This is a genomic window from Candidatus Schekmanbacteria bacterium RIFCSPLOWO2_02_FULL_38_14, from assembly GCA_001790855.1.
In the GTDB taxonomy this organism is placed as follows: domain Bacteria; phylum Schekmanbacteria; class GWA2-38-11; order GWA2-38-11; family GWA2-38-11; genus 2-02-FULL-38-14-A.
In genome coordinates, this window is record MGDH01000021.1 from 25,987 (window position 1) to 44,580 (window position 18,594).

General features: G+C 35.9%; 17 protein-coding genes. 6 read left to right on the forward strand and 11 right to left on the reverse strand.

What is annotated here, in order from left to right; genetic code table 11:
• Positions 1–161: 161 nt before the first annotated feature.
• Positions 162–899, forward strand: a complete 738-nt coding sequence (locus tag A3H37_09730) for a hypothetical protein (protein ID OGL49878.1) — start codon at positions 162–164, stop codon at positions 897–899.
• A 244-nt stretch (positions 900–1,143) separates the two neighbouring features.
• Here A3H37_09730 and A3H37_09735 read toward each other — a convergent pair whose 3' ends face one another.
• The 3 genes from A3H37_09735 to A3H37_09745 all read right to left on the reverse strand — a co-directional run bounded on the left by A3H37_09735 (position 1,144) and on the right by A3H37_09745 (position 6,212).
• The gene (locus A3H37_09735) at positions 1,144–2,196 is read right to left on the reverse strand and encodes a hypothetical protein (GenBank protein ID OGL49879.1); all 1,053 of its coding nucleotides are present in this window, start codon (positions 2,194–2,196) and stop codon (positions 1,144–1,146) included.
• A 189-nt stretch (positions 2,197–2,385) separates the two neighbouring features.
• A complete protein-coding gene (locus tag A3H37_09740) occupies positions 2,386–4,422 on the reverse strand; it encodes a hypothetical protein (GenBank protein OGL49880.1) in 2,037 nt (678 codons plus the stop codon).
• 125 nt (positions 4,423–4,547) lie between these two features.
• A complete protein-coding gene (locus A3H37_09745; GenBank protein ID OGL49881.1) occupies positions 4,548–6,212 on the reverse strand; it encodes a hypothetical protein in 1,665 nt (554 codons plus the stop codon).
• A 205-nt stretch (positions 6,213–6,417) separates the two neighbouring features.
• Between A3H37_09745 and A3H37_09750 the strand changes: the two genes are divergently transcribed.
• From A3H37_09750 to A3H37_09760, 3 genes are all read left to right on the forward strand, one after another.
• Positions 6,418–6,903 (forward strand): hypothetical protein, encoded by a 486-nt coding sequence (locus A3H37_09750; GenBank protein OGL49882.1) that lies wholly within the window; start codon positions 6,418–6,420, stop codon positions 6,901–6,903.
• 204 nt (positions 6,904–7,107) lie between these two features.
• Positions 7,108–7,347 carry a hypothetical protein gene (locus tag A3H37_09755; GenBank protein OGL49883.1) on the forward strand — a complete coding sequence of 80 codons (240 nt, stop codon included), beginning with the start codon at positions 7,108–7,110 and terminating at the stop codon, positions 7,345–7,347.
• A 12-nt stretch (positions 7,348–7,359) separates the two neighbouring features.
• Positions 7,360–8,934 (forward strand): hypothetical protein, encoded by a 1,575-nt coding sequence (locus A3H37_09760; protein ID OGL49884.1) that lies wholly within the window; start codon positions 7,360–7,362, stop codon positions 8,932–8,934.
• Positions 8,935–9,064: 130 nt separating this feature from the next.
• Here A3H37_09760 and A3H37_09765 read toward each other — a convergent pair whose 3' ends face one another.
• On the reverse strand, positions 9,065–9,394 hold the full coding sequence (locus A3H37_09765) for a hypothetical protein (protein OGL49885.1): 330 nt from the start codon (positions 9,392–9,394) through the stop codon (positions 9,065–9,067).
• Positions 9,395–9,524: 130 nt separating this feature from the next.
• Between A3H37_09765 and A3H37_09770 the strand changes: the two genes are divergently transcribed.
• Together A3H37_09770 and A3H37_09775 are read left to right on the forward strand one after the other, a co-directional pair.
• On the forward strand, positions 9,525–10,859 hold the full coding sequence (locus tag A3H37_09770) for a hypothetical protein (protein OGL49886.1): 1,335 nt from the start codon (positions 9,525–9,527) through the stop codon (positions 10,857–10,859).
• Positions 10,860–11,058: 199 nt separating this feature from the next.
• A complete protein-coding gene (locus tag A3H37_09775) occupies positions 11,059–11,283 on the forward strand; it encodes a hypothetical protein (protein ID OGL49887.1) in 225 nt (74 codons plus the stop codon).
• A 45-nt stretch (positions 11,284–11,328) separates the two neighbouring features.
• On the opposite strand, the gene A3H37_09780 is transcribed toward A3H37_09775, so the two are convergent.
• From A3H37_09780 to A3H37_09810, 7 genes are all read right to left on the reverse strand, one after another.
• Positions 11,329–12,168 carry a c-type cytochrome biogenesis protein CcsB gene (locus tag A3H37_09780; protein ID OGL49888.1) on the reverse strand — a complete coding sequence of 280 codons (840 nt, stop codon included), beginning with the start codon at positions 12,166–12,168 and terminating at the stop codon, positions 11,329–11,331.
• Positions 12,162–13,652: a hypothetical protein gene (locus tag A3H37_09785; GenBank protein OGL49889.1), complete on the reverse strand. Its 1,491-nt coding sequence runs from the start codon at positions 13,650–13,652 to the stop codon at positions 12,162–12,164. The genes A3H37_09780 and A3H37_09785 overlap by 7 nt, the downstream gene beginning before the upstream one ends.
• Positions 13,653–13,760: 108 nt before the next feature.
• Complete coding sequence (locus tag A3H37_09790; GenBank protein ID OGL49931.1) at positions 13,761–13,985, reverse strand: transposase; 225 nt, start codon at positions 13,983–13,985, stop codon at positions 13,761–13,763.
• A complete protein-coding gene (locus A3H37_09795) occupies positions 13,981–14,181 on the reverse strand; it encodes a hypothetical protein (protein ID OGL49890.1) in 201 nt (66 codons plus the stop codon). Before A3H37_09795 ends, A3H37_09790 begins: the two co-directional genes overlap by 5 nt.
• 79 nt (positions 14,182–14,260) lie before the next feature.
• Positions 14,261–14,461 (reverse strand): hypothetical protein, encoded by a 201-nt coding sequence (locus A3H37_09800; GenBank protein ID OGL49891.1) that lies wholly within the window; start codon positions 14,459–14,461, stop codon positions 14,261–14,263.
• Positions 14,462–14,625: 164 nt separating this feature from the next.
• Positions 14,626–16,119 carry a hypothetical protein gene (locus tag A3H37_09805; protein OGL49892.1) on the reverse strand — a complete coding sequence of 498 codons (1,494 nt, stop codon included), beginning with the start codon at positions 16,117–16,119 and terminating at the stop codon, positions 14,626–14,628.
• 113 nt (positions 16,120–16,232) lie between these two features.
• Positions 16,233–18,545 (reverse strand): hypothetical protein, encoded by a 2,313-nt coding sequence (locus tag A3H37_09810; protein OGL49893.1) that lies wholly within the window; start codon positions 18,543–18,545, stop codon positions 16,233–16,235.
• Positions 18,546–18,594 lie beyond the last annotated feature (49 nt).

An 18,594-nucleotide genomic window follows, 5' to 3' on the forward strand; every position in this document is an offset into this window, starting at 1 on the left:
CGGCAAGCTTCAGGAAATTTTCGAAAAGTAGGGGCGTTAAATTTAACGCCCCTACTTAACGCAGGCTACCTGTCCCTGCCTGCGGTAGGCAGGTGCCGACAGGCAGGAAGTCTGCGGCTACCTGCAAGGAATTTGGATAATCAAAAATGGAAGAGCATAGAATGAGAAGACCAAGTCTCGGAGGGGACCCCGGTGCATGGAAGGGGAAGGAAGTTTCACAATATGACACGATGCAGAACATTGTCATTCCTAAAAAGGATGAAATGCTTGATGTGATTGTGTCTATGATTCCTTTTAAAAGCGACAAACCCCTTAAGATAATGGAAATAGGCTCAGGACTTGGCGCGCTTACCCAGAGATTGTTGGGCAAATATCCTAAGGCAGGTTTTTTATGTCTTGATGGTTCAGAGGAGATGATTAGAAATGGAGGAGAACGGCTCAGGAATTTTCAGGAAAGGATCAGATTCCAGCTGATAAATTTTAACAACCCAAAATGGATAAATGGGATTGAAGGGAAACTTGATCTTGTTTGTTCCTCACTCACGCTTCACTACCTTGCAACAAGGAGAAGAAAGGAATTTTTCAAAGAGGTTTCCGGAATCTTGAAGAAGAATGGTATGTTAATATATTCCTGCGCTGTAAGGGCTAATTCTCCGTTTGTTCAGAAAATTTTTGTAAAAGTTCACAGGCAATACTTGCTGGATAAAATTTTTGAAGTCATGGGTATGAGACTGACTGATAAGGAATTGGATGAAAAATTTAAAAAGAGAAGAGATAAGATGGGAATTAACCCAATGACTCCTGAAAACCATCTTGAATACATGAGAAAAGCTAAATTTTCAAAGGCAGAATTTATCTGGAAGCACAGGCATTATGCGATTTTTATGGGAGTGAAATAATTAACTAATAACTTATAACCAGCGACTAATAACAAAAATTAAAAATGGGGTAGCCGCAGGCTTCCTGCCTGTCGGCACCTGCCTGCCGCAGGCAGGGACAGGTAGCCTGCGTTTTTTAGCATGAAAAAATTTGGGAAAAACAAAATGAGAGGTTCATTTCGTTAACAATTGATTAGTAGGTCAGGCGTCTCGCCTGACTATTTTCTTTCGCTGAAATGACATAAAGAAACATATAACATCATATTCACGGTTGAAGCAGAACCTTCAGCGAATTCCTGCTGTTTGCAAGCCTGAATCCTTCTTCCCATTCACTTAAAGGGAGAATATCAGAGATAATTGGTTTAAGGTTGAGTTTTCCTGTTTCAAGAAGCCTTAAAGTCTTAATCCACGCAATAGTCGGGTCGCCCCTGCAGCCAAGCAGGTCTATCTGCTTCACCATTATTTTTTTTGAGGCATCAATTTCTACAGCATGATATCCTGCTCCTGCCAAGACCACCCTGCCGCAGGTTTTTACTATATCAAGAGCCTGATTGACTGCTTTCCCAGAGCCTGCAATCTCTACAACAACATCAAATCCTTCAAAATTTGTTATATCCTTTGTTCTCTGAAAAAGGTCTTCCTCGTCTACATTTATGGTAAAATCTGCTCCGAGAGTTTTTGCAATCTCAAGCCTTTTTTCATCAGCCTTAAGTCCTGTTACTACAACTGGCCAGGCACCTGACAGTTTTGCAATCTGCAACAAGCACAGACCTATTGGTCCCGGTCCAAGTATTGCCACTGATTCGCCTGTCTTAACCTTTGCTCTCAGTTCAAGGGCGTTTATTGCTATTGCGAGAGGCTGACAGAGGGCTGCTTCTTCGAATGAGGTTTTATCAGGAATCTTGTGAACATTCTTTGCAGGAAGCGGAAGATATTTTGAAAATGCTCCCTGATAGAGCATAAAAGAACTGGCAAATTTGCAGAGGTTATTTCTTCCGCTTAAGCAGAGCGGGCAGATGCCGCAGGAATCAATTGAGACTTCTGCAACGACTCTGTCTCCCTTGTTGATTCCGCTTGCCTTTTCTCCTGCTTCAATTACAACTCCGGAGAGTTCGTGCCCAAGCCCAACCTGTTTTACATTTAATATACTTTTTGGAAATCCGTCTCTCCATATGTTCAACTCAGTTCCACAGATTCCGCAGAGTTTCACTTCAACTATGACATCTTCAGGCGAATAGACGGTCTTTCCAATTACAGGCTCTGGAATTTCTTCAAGCAAAAAGCTTGAGTCTTCTATATGGCAAACAAGTGATTGCATATCAAATCCCTATTTTTTAAAATACTGTATTTGGTGAGTGAGCTAATGTCAATTGTCAAAGCATAGGGCATTAAAAAATCCAAATGACAAAGCCCAAAGTTCAAATGAAATCCAAATCCCAAATGACTAAAACTTTTGGTATTTGGGTTTAAGAATTTGAACTTAAAAGCTTTTTGAAGTAACGTTTGGCTAAGATGTTTTCCTGATTCTGCACAAAAGTGATTTGAGGCTTGGGAATCCTGAAACAGGATCTCTTGCGTCAATATCAGTGAGAAGGTTAACATTTGCTTCTTTCCAGCCATGCGTGATGTGAGCAACACCCTTTTTAATTTTTTCAGTTAGCCTGACTCTGATTTTTATACTCCCCCTTAGAGATTCAACCAAAACAGTTTCACCGTCAGAAACATTTAACTTGCCGGCAGTTTCAGAATTAATCTCTACAAATGGTTCAGGATAAAGTTCAAGAAGTTCGGGGATATTTCTCATTTGAGAGTGTGTAAGGGATGGAATCCTTCCGCCTGAGGTAAGTATTATTGGATAATCTTTTGCAATGTCAGGACTGCTTACTGGTGATTCAAAGGGTTCTGTGTATGCTGGAATTGAATTATAGCCTGTTGCTTTTAAGATTTCAGATGAAAGCTCAATCTTTCCTGTTTTTGTAGGAAACCCTTTTTCTCTGATTATTCCGGGGATTGCCTGTGCAGACTTAAAACCGAATGGATTTTCATCAATCTGTCTGTAATTCAGATTTAGAGGTTTTAATAGAAAATTTATAGCATTTTCTTCATCATCCCATAAATCCTCGGTATTAAGGTTAAGCCGTTTTATTAATTCATGATAAAACTTCCAGTCGGGAAGGCTTTCTCCGACCTGAATGAATTTGAGTTGAAGTGTTGGAGGATTGTTTGTGTTGAGTTCAACCCTTTCAAGAAAGCTTGAGGCAGGAAGAACTATGTGAGCGCATTTTGCAGTATTTGTCATAAAGGTATCCATAACTACAAGGAATTCAAGTCCTCTCAGGAATTCTTCTGTTTTTTTGGAGTCAGGCCAGGTCATTGCAGGGTTTGCTCCGCTGAAAATCATGGCCCTTAACGGATACGGACTTTTTGTTTTTAAAACCTCTGGCATTACCATTGCCTGAGCCTGCCTGAAGAATTGCGTAAAGAGCGGATGTTCCTTTGTTCCAAATGGTTTTTTCTCCCCTGTAGGCTGGACGGGTCTTGGCTGGGCTGTCTGAGGGAAGTTTGAGAATATGTTTCCTCCTGCGACATCAAGGTTGCCGGTTACAGCAAGAAGGCAAACAACAGCCCTTACATTCTGGATGCTGTTTGTGTGCTGTTCAAGGGCGCTTCCCTGGTCAATTGATGCAGGGGATATATTTGCAAAATATCTTGCAACTCTGATAATCTCTTCAGGAGGAATAGTTGTTATTTTAGAAACTTTTTCTGGTGTATAGATAGAGGCTTCTTTTTTAAGTTCTTCAAAACCGCTCGTGTATTTTTCAACATATTTTTTGTTGTAAAGCTCTTCAGCAATAATCACATTAAGCATACACATTGCAAGTGCGCCATCTGTTCCGGGTCTTGGCTGCAGAAAAATATCAGCAAGCCTTGCTGATTGTGTCTGTCGTGGGTCAATAACAATGATTTTGCATCCGCGGTTTTTTGCGTTAAAGAGTTTAATCCTTGTACGGACACTGCTTGCAACAGGGTTTGTTCCCCAAAGGATTATACACTTTGTGTTCTCATAATCAGGAGATGCCCATCCGCCATATGTGAGAATGTTAGCCTGGACTTTTGATATGTTGCACAAGGAGCCAGTGCAACAAAGATTATTTGTGCCATAGAGGTTACAGAAGAACTTCATATGGTACATGGCAAGACCCTGAAAGGTTATTGGGTCGCCAAAATAGACTGCAAGGCTTTCAGGACCTGATTCATCCTTTATTTTTTTCAGATTGCCACAAATAATATCCAGTGCTTCATCCCATAAGATTTTTTTAAAATTTGAACCGTCTCGTTTAAGTGGTGAGGTAAGTCTGTCAGGTGAAAGGGCAATTTCTCTGGAATATATTCCTTTTACACAAAGTTCACCTTTTGTAAAAGGGTGTTCAGGAGCGCCTTTTACCTTTTTTATTTTTCCATCCTCCATTTCAACAAGCATGCCACAGCTATCAAAGCAGAGGTTACAGATTGTAGAAAAAGTTCCGTTTTTTGTTTTTTTCATAGGATATCCTTAAGAAGTATTGGTTGGCTTTGTACATGCCCAATGAGAACTCAAAACATTGAAACTCATTACGCAGGCTAAAGCCTGCGGCTACTAAATACTCTTCACTATCCACGGATGATTACCTATATTGCCTTTTTCAAAAGCTTCTGCATTACGTCTTTTCTAAGGGTTGGCATGTTTTTAACCCGGACTGCTATTACAGACGGACCATTTTCTCTCAGAGCTTTGAAAAGAATATCTTCAAGCTCATTTTCATTTCTTATTAAAAATCCCTTTGCTCCAAAACCTTCTGCAAGTTTTAAAAAGTCGATTGGTTTCCAGTCAACTGCAGTGCTTTTTCCCTGAAGCATATTTTTTTCAAGTTCTTTTATTGAGCCGTAACCATCATTAACCATTATAATCTGGTATAGATTTTTAAGGCTGTAATCCGTACAGGAGGCTATTTCCTGACAGTTAAAAAGAAAGGCACCATCACCAGAAAGGCTTATAATTTTTTTCTGCGGGTTTGCAACTGCTGCTCCAATTCCTGCAGGAAATGCAAAACCAAGGCATCCAAAAGAACGGATGCAGGCAAAGGAATAGGGTTTCAGGATTTTTGGAAAAAGATATGTGGATGGAATCCATACAGAATCAGAAAGGAATATGAAATCCTTTCCTCTTAAAATTTCAGAAAGTTTTTTGAATAGCGCCGGTGGTGAGATTAATCCGTTGTCAGATTTTGATGCTTGCTCATAATAATTTCTATAGTCAATCAGGGCTGAGCTGAATTTTTCCATTATCCTGTTTTTTTTGGGGACAATCTTTTTCTTGTCAATTTCTTTCAAAAGCTCAGCAAGAAACTCCCTACAGTCAGACTTAATGTTCAGGGTAACTTTGTATTTGCTCTTTTTTTCAGGGCTGGCATCAACCCTCACTATTGTCTTGGGAAGGTTAAGGGTTTCCATTTTTGTATTAACAGGATTAAGCCTTGCACCAATTACTAAGGCTAAATCGGCTTCAGTGAGGTATTCAAATGAAAAATCAAAACTTGGCGAGGCAATTGAAAGAGGATGGCTTTCAGGTATTGCGCCCTTGCCGCCCAAAGTTGTCATTACAGGTATCTGAAGTTTTTCTGCAAGTTTCTGAAGTTCAGAGGTTGCCTCTGCTCTTAAAACCCCGCTTCCTGCAAATATTATTGGGCTTTTCGATTTTTCAAGAAGCTCTGCTACTTTCCTGAGTTTCACCTTATCAACTTTTGGTTTCCGGTTTCTAACTACTGGCTTCTGGCTTATGTTTCCTGCTTTTATTTCTTCTTTCAGCAGGTGTGCTGGAATATTTATATATACTGGTCCCGGTTTTCCATCCTTTGAATACAAAATTGCCTTTTGTATTGCCGGGATAACTTCAACCGCCTTTTGAGGGTTTAAAATGAGCTTTGTAACAGGTTTCAGCATAGTGAATGAATCAAGCTCGTGAAAGGCTTCGCTTCCGAGATTTTTTCTTGGGTGGTCTGCTGTTATGATTACCATTGGTACTGACTGGTAATAGGCTTCAGCAATTGCTGAGACAAGATTTGTAACTCCCGGACCGGGCATTACCATTACCACGCCGGGTTTATTTGTTGTCAGCGCATAGCCCATTGCAGCAAAACCTGCACCTTGTTCATGGCGAAGAAGAATATGTTTGATAGATGAACTGTTGTTTATGATTGCGCCGTAAACAGGAATAATTTGAGAACCGGGGAGCCCGAAGATTGTATCAATTTTTTCAGAGATAAGAGTATTGACTATAGCTTCGGAGATGTTCATTGATGATGCCTTTCTGTTTTGGAATAGTAGATGGTATAAATAGAAATATTAAATCTAAAATTTATATAGTATTGTTACAATTAATATTGTTTATGTATATTCATTTTATTAAAAAATCAACATCAAAAATCCCTTTACAAGTATTAAAATAAAAGCTAATTAAAAAAAATATTATGAAATTGATAAATCAATAAGGAGTTTTGAAATGAAAAATGGAAAAGTAGGAATAGTCCTTGCTGCGCACGGCGACGTGCCATTTGATTATATTGAAGAGAACAGGGAGTTTTTCGAGGGTGTTGAGGAGCATATGTATCATCTGTCAGATATTGTAAAGGACATTCCAAGGACAAAAGAAACTGACCCATACAAATTTGAAGCTGAGGATTTGATAGATATAATAAAACAAAAAACTGGATATCAGGTTGTTGAAGCAGGATATATGAATTTCTGTTCTCCTACAATTGAAGACTGCATAAAGAGAATGATTGCCAATGGTGCAAAGAAAATAGTTGTGGTTCCAAAATTTTTAGACAAAAACGGTCATTCACTCCGCGATCTACCAAAAATTATAAGTAAAATGAAAGAGGAACATCATGGTGTTGAAATAGTTTATACTACTCCGGAACTTGACAGAGAGATTCAGGAAAAAGTTGCAGAATTGATTATTAAAAGACTAAAAAATGTAATTTGAAAATAAGAAAGATTTTCTATTCCCTTGCCAGCAAGTTATAAAGCATTGTTTGGTTTTAAAATAAACAAAAAGAGTTAGCTGATTGCTGAACATAACCAATAGCGCCCAAGAAGATATAGTGGAAAAAGAGAAATTTAAAAAAACTTACATCATATTTTTATTATCCTTTTTATTTTTCTAAGATTAGACTATTTAACTATTTCTATGGAAGAAACGGATTATGGACTGTCGTTAGAGGAAAGATGGAATGGAACTATAACTCTTGAGATAATGAATGGTCTTAAAATGCCATCCCAAAAAGACTGTTTGAAAAACCTGTTTCTGATGGCCCTAAAAAAGGAGAAGTTGCAGTTCTTGAGCCAATTCTCGAAGAATACTACATACTCAGAGGATAGGATAAAAACGGATTACCAACTCAGGACAAGCTTAAGGAGCTTGGGATAAAATGAGGAAACTATGAATTTTCATAATAGGGAAGAAAATTTAATAAAGTCAATTTCTGTTTTACTCCTTACTTTTGTGGTATATAGAAATGCGTGGTTGTGTGATGACGCTTATATAACTTTCAGAACGGTTTATAACTTTGTAAATGGATATGGATTAACCTGGAATATAGCTGAAAGGGTACAGGTCTATACTAACCCGCTATGGATGTTCCTTATTTCAGGTTTTTACTTTATAACAAATGAAATTTATTATACAAGTATAATTCTTTCTATAACAATTACCTTTGTAACCGCATTTCTGATTGCATTCAAAATAGCTCCGACCACAAGTACTGCTGTAGTCAGTCTTATTACTTTAACCTTTTCAAAAGCATTTATAGATTACTCAACTTCAGGGCTTGAAAACCCACTGACATTTTTTCTTTTATCTTTATATCTCTTTGTCTATTTTAAGCATGAAATCAGCTGCAAAGTAATTTTTTTCCTATCTCTCATAGCTGCTTTTGGAGTCCTTGACAGAATTGATACAGTTCTCTTATTTATACCATCACTCGCATATGCACTTATTAAGTTAAAAAAAAAGAAAGGAATACTTGCATCACTTGCCGGGCTTATTCCCTTCATTTTGTGGGAATGTTTCTCTCTTCTTTATTATGGTTTTTTAATACCAAACACTGCTTATGCCAAGCTGAATACCGGCATTAACTGGCAACTTCTCGGGAAACAGGGACTTTTTTATATTGCAAACTCTCTTAAAATTGATCCATTAACGGTTACAGTGATTATTTTTTCTATAATAGTCACAATCCTGTCAAAAGACAGAAAGGTCATTTCAGCAACAGCAGGTGTCATCCTTTATCTTCTATATGTAATTAGAGTCGGTGGGGATTTTATGAGTAGCAGGTTTCTGGTAGCTCCTTTTTTATTTTCAGTTATTATTCTTTCCCAAAGTCGTTTAATTATAAACAAATTAATCTGGCTACCTACTCTGATTTCAGTGCTTCTAATAGGTTTCCTGTCTCCATACCCTCCTATTCTAAACACAGCATCCTACGGAAAAGATAAAAACCTTTCTGATATCAGAGATAGACATGGAGTTACAGATGAACGTGCTTTTTATTATCAAAACACCGGACTTTTAACAGATAGTCCCCACAAAAGAGCCAGACAATGGTGGAAGTTAAAGAATACTCCGGTTCTGACTTCCGCATCTGATAAAAACGGAGGACAAGAAATGAACCAAAAAGTTGAAAAAAGATGGTTAATCGGAATGCATGGTTTTTACGGTGGACCAGAAGTATATATAGTTGATATGTTCTGCCTTGCAGACCCTCTTAGGGCAAGGCTTCCTTCAAGAAAAGATAAACCATGGATGATCGGCCATTTCGAGCGCATAATACCGGATGGATACCTTGAATCACTGGCTTGCGGACAAAATAAAATTAAAGACAAAAAACTTGCTGCCTACTATGATAAACTTTGTATAATTACTCGTGGTAAGCTTTTCAGCATTAACAGACTTATAGAGATATGGAAAATGAATACTGGCTACTATGATAATTATTTAAGCTTATACGAACGGTAGAAAAGACAATTCATTTGGAGTTACCTGCTAGTTCAGATTTCCCCGGTTTGAAACAATCATAATTATTTTAGAAATATACCATAATTGTATAATCTTGTTCTTAAAAGTTTTTAACCGGAAATCTTTTGAGTTATAGAATAAATACTGTACAAAGTTTCCAATTGAAATAATCAATCAATACTATTTTTTTAGGTATGTATATGAATCCTGGTCGTATTCTGAAACCAGTAACTGGCCAAAATACGTTTGGATTATCAGAAACTCTTCTTTGCCTTTTATAATATTTCTCAATTATTTCTGAGTACCAAGGTGTTTCTCTGTCAATGACTATAGCGCTAAATTTTTTCTCTTGTATAGCATGAATTATCTCATCTCCCAATCTAATTTTTGCTTGGCCTTTGCTCATAAACCAAACATCATCAATTGGCGTTAGGTGTGCATAACTTTTTTTGCCAGCCAAAGTTGAGAAATGTCCATGTTGTAGTATAGAAATATCTCCTTTTATAAAAAAATAATTGACATATAAACCATATCTACATATATCGTTATCACTTTAGAAATAAGTATAAAAGTAAATATTAAGATTTCTCATGAAAAGAGTACTCAATCGCCATATCAAAATTGCGTTAATCTTGGTCGCTTCCTGGTTTGGATCGTGTCTCTGCTTCGAGACAGGGGGAAAGTATCTCATCAAGAGCGCCTACTGCAAAACCTTTCCTATAAGCGGCTTGAAACAAATCTTTTCCGGCCTCAACATGCATTCACAAGTGGACTATATTACATACGCAGATCAGTTGTTTTTCCAATATTCAAAGTGGGTCCTTTTTCTTTCTTTGACAATTGTGCTCGTTTCATTCATAGTTTACATGGCAATTTTCTTTGGTATTTTCAAAGAACTGACCCTTTCTATCTGTACGACAATACTGTTTCTCCTCTTGTTGGAGGTCTTTTTCCGCTTGTTTAGCATCAGTGGATATCACCTGCCAAGAACAAGACAATGGTCACATGCATTACTCTCTAAATCTGAACGACTTCCCTGCGTTTCGATACAGTTCAAACCGTATTCCACATTTCGTTTCCAATATGACAACAATCCCCGAGGATACTTCGATAAGGATAATGGCATTACTTACCGTTTGAATAATTACGGCTTTCGTGACCACGACTATAATCAGGAAAAACCTGAAGGAGTCAAACGTATCATAGTACTAGGCGACTCGTTCGCTTTTGGAGAAGGGGTCAGGCAGGAACATACCTTTTGCAACCGGCTTGAGCAGTTGTTGTCTAAAGTAGGCTTCTCAGTTGAGGTATTAAACTTCTCAGTAAGTGGTTGGGGTACGCGTGCCGAAATTTGTTATCTCAAGAATATGGCTATGAAGTTCTCTCCGGATCTTATTCTCGTAGCATATGTCCTTAACGATGCTGACTACGCAGGAAAGTTGGATGTATGGGAAGAATTCATACGGCAGTACGAAAAAAGCTCCCTTCGGTTTTCATATCTTTTCAGCTACACCTACGCCAAGACAGCTCAACGGCTATATGTAAAAAGCTATGTCGAAAATATGACGAATTTTTCAATAAAAGAGACATACAAATGGACGTTTTCATTTAGGCAACTCGACCAAGGCAAGAAGCTTGCAGACTCTCACGGAGTTCAATTTGCTGTGATAATTTTGCCGTTTATGTACGATCTAACACATAGTCATCCCTTTCTTCCGATTCACCACATGATTGAGGAACACTGTAAGCAAAGCAATATACCTGTGTATGACCTCCTCCCTGTTTTCATAGGTCATGACTACGTGCAGTTGTGGGTTCATTCAAGCGATCCACATCCAAATGAGAAAGGCCACAAAATCATTGCTAAAGCACTCGCTGATTTTGTGATCACCAAAAAGCTGTTAGAAAGTCCTAAGAATGATTGAAAGGATAATCCTAACAATTCGCTTAAGTTGACCAAAAACGGAGCAACGAAGTTGGTTACTGAATAACAGTGCTTGGTGTCTGTTTGTCCCTTGCTTAACAGACAATAGAAAATTCTCATTTACAAAAGTTAAGGTAGGTTCAATAATCTAACGCAACACTTTGGTATCATAGAGGGTAGCCAAAGGAGGCGTTTAGATTATGAGAATAAAATCGTATAAGCGGCTTAGCGCGGAAGAACGGGAAGAAATCAGTCGTTGTTTGGCAAACGGGGAATCGTTTCAAGATATTGCGAGGCTGCTCGGCAGGGCCGTTTCGACGATAACGTGGGAAGTGTGTAGCGCAGGGGCAAATCGTTGGACATACCGTGCAGGATCTGCTCAACGGCAGGCCGAGAAAAGTATTAAACTGGGAAACACCGTTTGAAGTATTGGGAAGAAGTGTTGCGTTAAAATCTTGAATCCAAGTAAGTTAGAAAATGGCATGAACTCCTGTAATAATAAGATTTACTGCAAAGAAAAGAATAAGAGAAAAACTAAACCCTATTATCGAAATAATAGCACTCCTTGTTCCCACCCATCCATAATTAAGACGTAAATGGAGAAAGGTTGCATAAATAAGCCATGTAAGCAGCATGCCTGTATCTTTTGAGGACCAATCCCAGTATGTTCCATATAAATAATAAGACCAATATGCTCCTGAAAACATCCCTATAGTCCAAAAAGAAAATCCAAACGCAATCACCTTATAATTTACTAAATCTAATTCCTTAACATTTGGTAAACGAGATAAAAAAGATTCTTCCTCTTTTCCTTCCTTCTTCTCTACCCTTATCTTAAACAAAGATATAATACTTATAGTGAAAGCAATAGTAAAGGCAGCATATCCCAAAAAACATGTTATCGCATGGGCATACAACCAATAGCTCTGTAGTTGTGGGATTATCGGTTTGATCTCATCTGATAAAAAAGTGCTATAAACAAGGGCTATTATGGATAAAGGAATAACAAAGGCTCCTAAAACTTTATATTTATATATATATTCAACACCTATATATATAAGTACAACGAGCCATGAGAACAAAATAATAGCCTCAAAAAGACTAGTTAAAGGAATGTGTCCGAAACCTAAATCATATGATTCTTTCCATCTCAATACAATCCCGACTGTATGGCAGAGGAATGTCGAAACAATTATTCTTGTTGCAAATTTGCCTAAATTTTCCTTATTCAGAAAAAGATAAAATATGTAGGTAAGGGTTGCAGCAACATAGAGTATAAGAGAGATTTCAAAAAACCTTGTGCTTAACATGTTAAACTCCTTTTTAAATCTGATACTAACTCCTTCATTTCTATCTCAAAAGAAATTTTATTTTTGCTTGTTGTTCCACCCACACTCACGCCTTGAGAGTCAAGTTTTACCCATACCCTTTTATGTGGAACAAAGAATGCTATGAAAATTCCTATTGTCATAATCCCAAACCCTATCCAAATCAAACCAATACCAGGAGCATAGACTGCTCTAATATTTGCTGCAGGACTCTTATCCGCTAAGGCTATTAATCTAAATTTATACTCACTTTTCTCAAAGGGATGCAAATCAGTATTATTTTTAAAAAGCCATGTAGTATAGACTTTCTCTCCATCTATAATCTCAAGTTGCACAGCCGGCTTATTTGGTTTTTCAGAACGAAAAACCACTTCTTTCCCACGCAACACAAAATCAGGAATAATCCTCTTTAACCTTGCTTTGACGCCCTTTGAAACTTGAAATTCTTCACCCACGTTGAGAATAAAGCGTTTTATCTCATTCTCGCTTCGGTACTTAGATAAAACATCGATAACTGCATTATTACTTTCCATATTCCCTATTGTACCAGCACATCTTGTGCCAAAACGGGCTTGTAAAAAAGTAATACCATTATAAGTTAAAGCTTCATTAGCTTTTATTGTCTTGGATAATACTTTCTTTCCTTCTTTAATTACTGATAATTCGGTATACACTTCCTCAAGGGTTGCATTATCGTAATATGTAATATAATTTTTTTCGCATTTGATAGCGAATCCAAATGGGTTATATTTGTAATTAATTATGTCCTTCAAGCCATAGCTTAGTTTACCTTCTGAAAGCTGACAAACTCCTTTGAATCCCCATTCAGAATTTATTATAGCACCCAATAATATAAGAAAAACACTTATATGGGTTATCAATACTCCGAGTCTTCCCAATTTCCCTTTTTCAAAGAGGAGAAATATTTCCTCACCATCCATTATCTTTTTAAGAGAATAGAACTTATTTTTTAAATTGTAAATCAACTTATCCTTCAATTCATAAATAGAACAATTGACTTCAAAATTTTTCAGATAATTCATTCTGATATCTGTCTCAACAAATTTAATTTTAGGTTCTATAAAATATTTCAAAATTGGAGGAAGAATCTTAATGGTACAAAGGAAGAGATTTATGGAGAAAAAAAATAGTAAAGTTGTAAATACCTTAGAATGATATATATCAGTTAATCCAAACCTATTTAAGATTTTATATGCTTTCTCCCCATAGGATAAGACCTCATTCATTGAGCGAGGTTCTGGGATAAGATGAAAAAATTTTAAGAAAATAACACTTTTGCTAAGGTTTAAAATGATTTTATCATAATTTTCACTACCTTCTTGTTGGACAATTAGTCCAACCATAGAAAACAAGATTAGAATAGCAAATATATATATAGCAAACTTAACAGAACCTAAAAAATTTATTGTTTTTCCCAAAAGCCCATATTTTTGTTTTTTCTTCATTACATAATTTCTATATAAAGTGTTTATAAAATCAGTAAATTACTACCGACCTTGTCGGCGGTTTTAGAGATAAATAAATAGTATATTACATTTGAAATAATCCCACATTCAACCTCGAAGTGCAACAAATAAGGAAGCGACCTCAATTGGTATTTTAAACCCCAGGCATTTCCTGGGGCGGTTGTTTATCAGCGACTCTATCTGAGATATCTGCTCTTCACTGATATTACTGCAATCAGTACCTTTAGGCAAGTACCATCTTATCAGACCGTTTATATGCTCATTTGTACCACGCTCCCATGATGCATACGGATGGGCAAAGAAACACTTAATCAAGGCTTGATGTTATTTCCTGATGTTGGGCATTTTCTGTCCCATTATCCATAGTGAGCGTTCTTCTTCCTTTTGAAGGGAATACCTCTAAGCGTCTAACAACTGCATCCTTTGTTTCTATTGCGCCCTTACGGTCTAACTTGGTAAGCATAAGCAGATGGCTCTTCCTCTCTGTAAGGCTGTTTAATGCTGCCAAACTCTTCCTGGATACAAAAGACTGTCGCCTTCCCAGTGTCCAAACTCCTGACGTGCCTCTACTGACTTTGGCCTCTCGTCTACCTGTCTGCGTGCGGACACGCACAGGCAGGTAAGTATTTCTTGTATTCCGGAGAAGAGTTCCGCTCTAACTCCCGTGAGATAGTGCTCTTGTCCCTGCCGGGGGCTTTAGCTATCTCACTAACTTTCTTCCCTTCCCAGAGCATCTGGGTGATTTGATCTCTCTCGGCCAGGTTTAAATGAACATAGTTTTTTCCCATAACCACTTAGTATAGCATCCTTTCTGCTTTCCCAAGTGGTGCACTTCATTGTTGAACCGGCGAATATAAAATTGTTTCTGATGACAAAATATACCTTAGTAACTTAGATGCATATTTTAATATATTTGATTTCATTTCCCTGTAAGAACTAATTACTTATCTTTTTAGCAATGTTCATTTTTTAAACCCAATCGCGAAATAAATAGCGATTGTTCTGGCTTGATAAGACAAACCAACATTACCAGTCCAACAACTCGATGATAACTAAATGGAAAAACATCAAATGTCGGTAAAACATAAATTAAAAACATACTTGTTCCAACCTGCCATGGTTTATCTCGCCCCATTATACTGATACTCCAAATGGCGATTGGCAAACTTATAATATAATGATGTTCCCACACCATTGGAGACAGAAGAAGCATAATACCAATACCATCTAAAACATGACCACAGATTCTATAAAAATCAGCCTTGTCATTAATTGACAACTTATCTTGATTCACTATACCATGAAACATCCTTTCTCGGAGAATAAAGCGAATTCCAAACCAGACAATTACAAAAAATGATTCTATGAATACCATAATCTGCGCTACTAATTGTTTTGATGTATATTTAAGATTAAGTTTCAGAAAATAGGAGATAAGAGAGACTATATTGTACGAAAAACTATGAAGGCTATTATTTCTGAATGAAGCATCTTTAGGAAAAGAAGAAGTAAAAAAAACAAGAAAATCACTCCATAATTGCCAATTCTGTCCCCAACGGGTTTGAATTAGTAAGATGAAGCAGGCTCCAATAATAGTCCATAATAGAACAATCCGTTTTTTTGCAAAAAATAATACTATTCCAATAAGTAATGGATAAAGTTTGATATGGGTTCCTATCGCTAAAGCTAATCCACTAACAATTGGATATTCTGGCAAACATAAGACAGCTATTAGTATTGATGTTAGGACATATAGATTTACTTGGTTAAAGCTTAAAGTTCTAATAAGAGAATTATTAAAAAGGAATAGCGTGGTAACTATAATGAGGGATTGTAAGCTTGTTAAATTTACTTTACATGCAAAACGATAGCAAAGAAAATAAGATAAAATCACAAGAAAAAACTGCATGCACTGGAATAAATAAAAAACAAATTGCCAGGATGTGTATTCTAACTTCTGATGATTTAAATTTAAAAATAATATTCCCGAACGAAATAGTTTGAAGGTTAATGCCATGATTTGGGCAGTGAAAGGAGGATAAAAGTAATTTGTGTTTTCGTAAAGATTGCTTTTAGCGATTACAGCCTTTGCTGCTTGTTCGTAGCGTTCATAATCCCGAGATTTATTCGAGTGTTCGACAACTTGGATAAGAAAGAAGAAACACACTAAAACAGGGAGAACAATCTCTATTGCTTTTTCAAGTGATAGGACAGGTTGTTTTCTTAATTTTGTATATACAATAACCAGTGTTACAAGAGAACAGGAAAATCCAAACAGTTCAAAAATTCCGTAGTCAAATCCATAGGTAAATCCTATAATTGGTCTAAAGAACTTCCTGAGCACAAGTGGTAAGATTACTGCAAAGCCTACTAAGAACCCATAGTAGAATACATTAATGATATAGCTTTTGTAATCACTTTTTGTTGAACGCAGGTTATGTTCCATTATTTAAGTCCATTATTTTTAATACCCCAACAACAAGCATCATCCTATGCTTGGAGTGCTGCTATTTGCATGTATCTTTTGGAGGATTTTATCATTAAATGTATATTAGAGTTTTAAATAACCTGTTTAATTTCTTCATCCGCTTCTCTTTGAATGAGAGGTTTAATGTCTGATGGTAATTTATTTATAATATAATTAAATGATTCAGGATCGCCACCAAATCTCAGAGCTATCTGAGATCCTACCCCTTCATAACAAAACGCTCTATAATGAGGCGGAATTATTTTTAAAAAATCTGAACAATTTTTGAAATTGAAGCCATATTTCTCGGCAACTGATCGGCCAAGACCTTTGTAAAAACCGTCCTTGTTGAATCCAGCAATGCTATCTGAGATTTCTTTTATCATATGAACAAGTTGCTGATTTGTAAAACCAACAGATATAACATAATCTTCATAAAAAAAGATTGATTCACCAAGACCTTCGCAAAGAAATACTTTAGAACTTTCAGGAAAAAGTTTTACTAATTTATTAAACTTGGTGATATCGTAATCTGAAAACTTGAAAAGCAGATATCCTATCCCTTTGCAAACACCGGGTTTTTCATATTCTTTCAAACCATTTACAGTAGCAATAACTTCTTCAATATTTTTACTCTTTTTCAAGATATATCCTCCCATCAATGGATAGAATAATTTCTTGTGTTTTATATCAATAGCATCTACAATTTTAATTATATCTATATTAATTCCTGCTTCTTTTTCTAAAACCTTAGCCATGCCGAGAAAAGCATAGGATTGAATGTTTGGAGGAAGTTTATTTTCTATTCTATAGATTGATGGCTTCCATTGGTTATATACAGAGTTAGAACTGATTGAATAACCAATTCCTTCATAATAATAAGATCTATCTATTGGTTCAATTTTGCTTAATTTTTTTTGTAATATTTCGTGTTTTTCAAAATGCTTTTTAAAAATAAGACCTCTTCCACCGATTTCCCTGCCTAATGCATAATAATAGTAGTGTTTATAATCCTGATCTATTTTTTCTGCTGACTCTTTATATTTATTTAGATCATTTCTAAATCTTTTTTGAACCGATAGTCCCTGGGCTTCATAAGAAAAACCTTCAAGACTGAAAAAATTGAATTTCCCAAACTTTGAAACAGATATATTGCTGAAAAAACCTAATGTTATTAATGAGACGAGGGTTCCGTAGCCGAGAATTTTAATTATTATTTTTTTATCATCAGTTAATCGTGAAAGAAAAAGAGCAATTACTATGAAAAAAATATAGTAAAGAGGAGTTATATATCTATGCGAGTCATAAATACTTGGCTCGAAATTAAATGGTAAAGTTTCTTTAGAAGAAAGCAAATACATTAATGAAAAAAATATAAAATTTGCCACAAAGAAAATATCCTTCGATATTTCATTAGGATAGATTTTAATTTTTTTTAATAGACTCAAATATTTTATATTTTTTATAATTAGAAAGAGAAAAGATAGAAATAATATTAGGGAACAAAAAACGCGAATTATTATATTGAGGTATGGTGTCTTAATATAGGAAAAATAAAACAAAAAAGGAATATCATAAAACAAATATTTAAGTAGCTTTGTTTGTAAAGTATGCTGCCCCGCTACGCCGGTAGCTCTTAATTTAATAATGTCTAACCCCCTAAAAGAGTGAGTTGAATTGTAATATATCAAAGGAGTTAATCCTGACACAAGGGACACACAAAATATTATGAAATGCTTTTTTAAAAAAAATATTTTATCAAATAAGAACCAGAAAAAAATACATGTCAGTAAGGAATATATATATATATAAGCAAAAAATATAGAAAAAGCTGATATCGCTCCCAAAATAACTAACCAAATATAGGTTTTGTTTTTTTCTTCAGAGGATTCTTTTTGTTCATGGAAAAAAATCTCAAAAAAAATAAATGTAGTGACAATGGAGAAGAAAATTGATTCGCAGTGATTTCCTCTGGTTACTACGGATGAACCTGCATAATGAGGTGGAGGAAAAATAAAAAGGAGGGAAGCAAAACTTGCTGTTTTAAGACCAAAATGTTTATTCAAAAAAACAAAAACTAATATTAAGCTTCCCAAAGATAGTGTAAGAGCAACAAGTTTTAGCGCACCATACGAACTTCCAAAGACTAAGAAAAAAGGGACTGCAAAAATTCCAGAGATTAAAGTTCCTCCTGCGTATGGGTCCTGCAAATAATCAAATAGAGGCATTTTTAGTCCCATTAAAATCTCTCTTGCAACAGTACCGATATATAATTCATCATTAGTAATTCTAAAAGGATAAGAGTAGATTAATTGGAGTCTAGTCATAAGAAAAAGAATAGAGAATATAGAAAGTAAAATTTTATCCCTTGTCTTATGGTTTATTTTCGGACTATAAAAGTTCATAAATATTTCTTATAGTTAACTCATAACATTAACTTATTTGAAGTTAAAT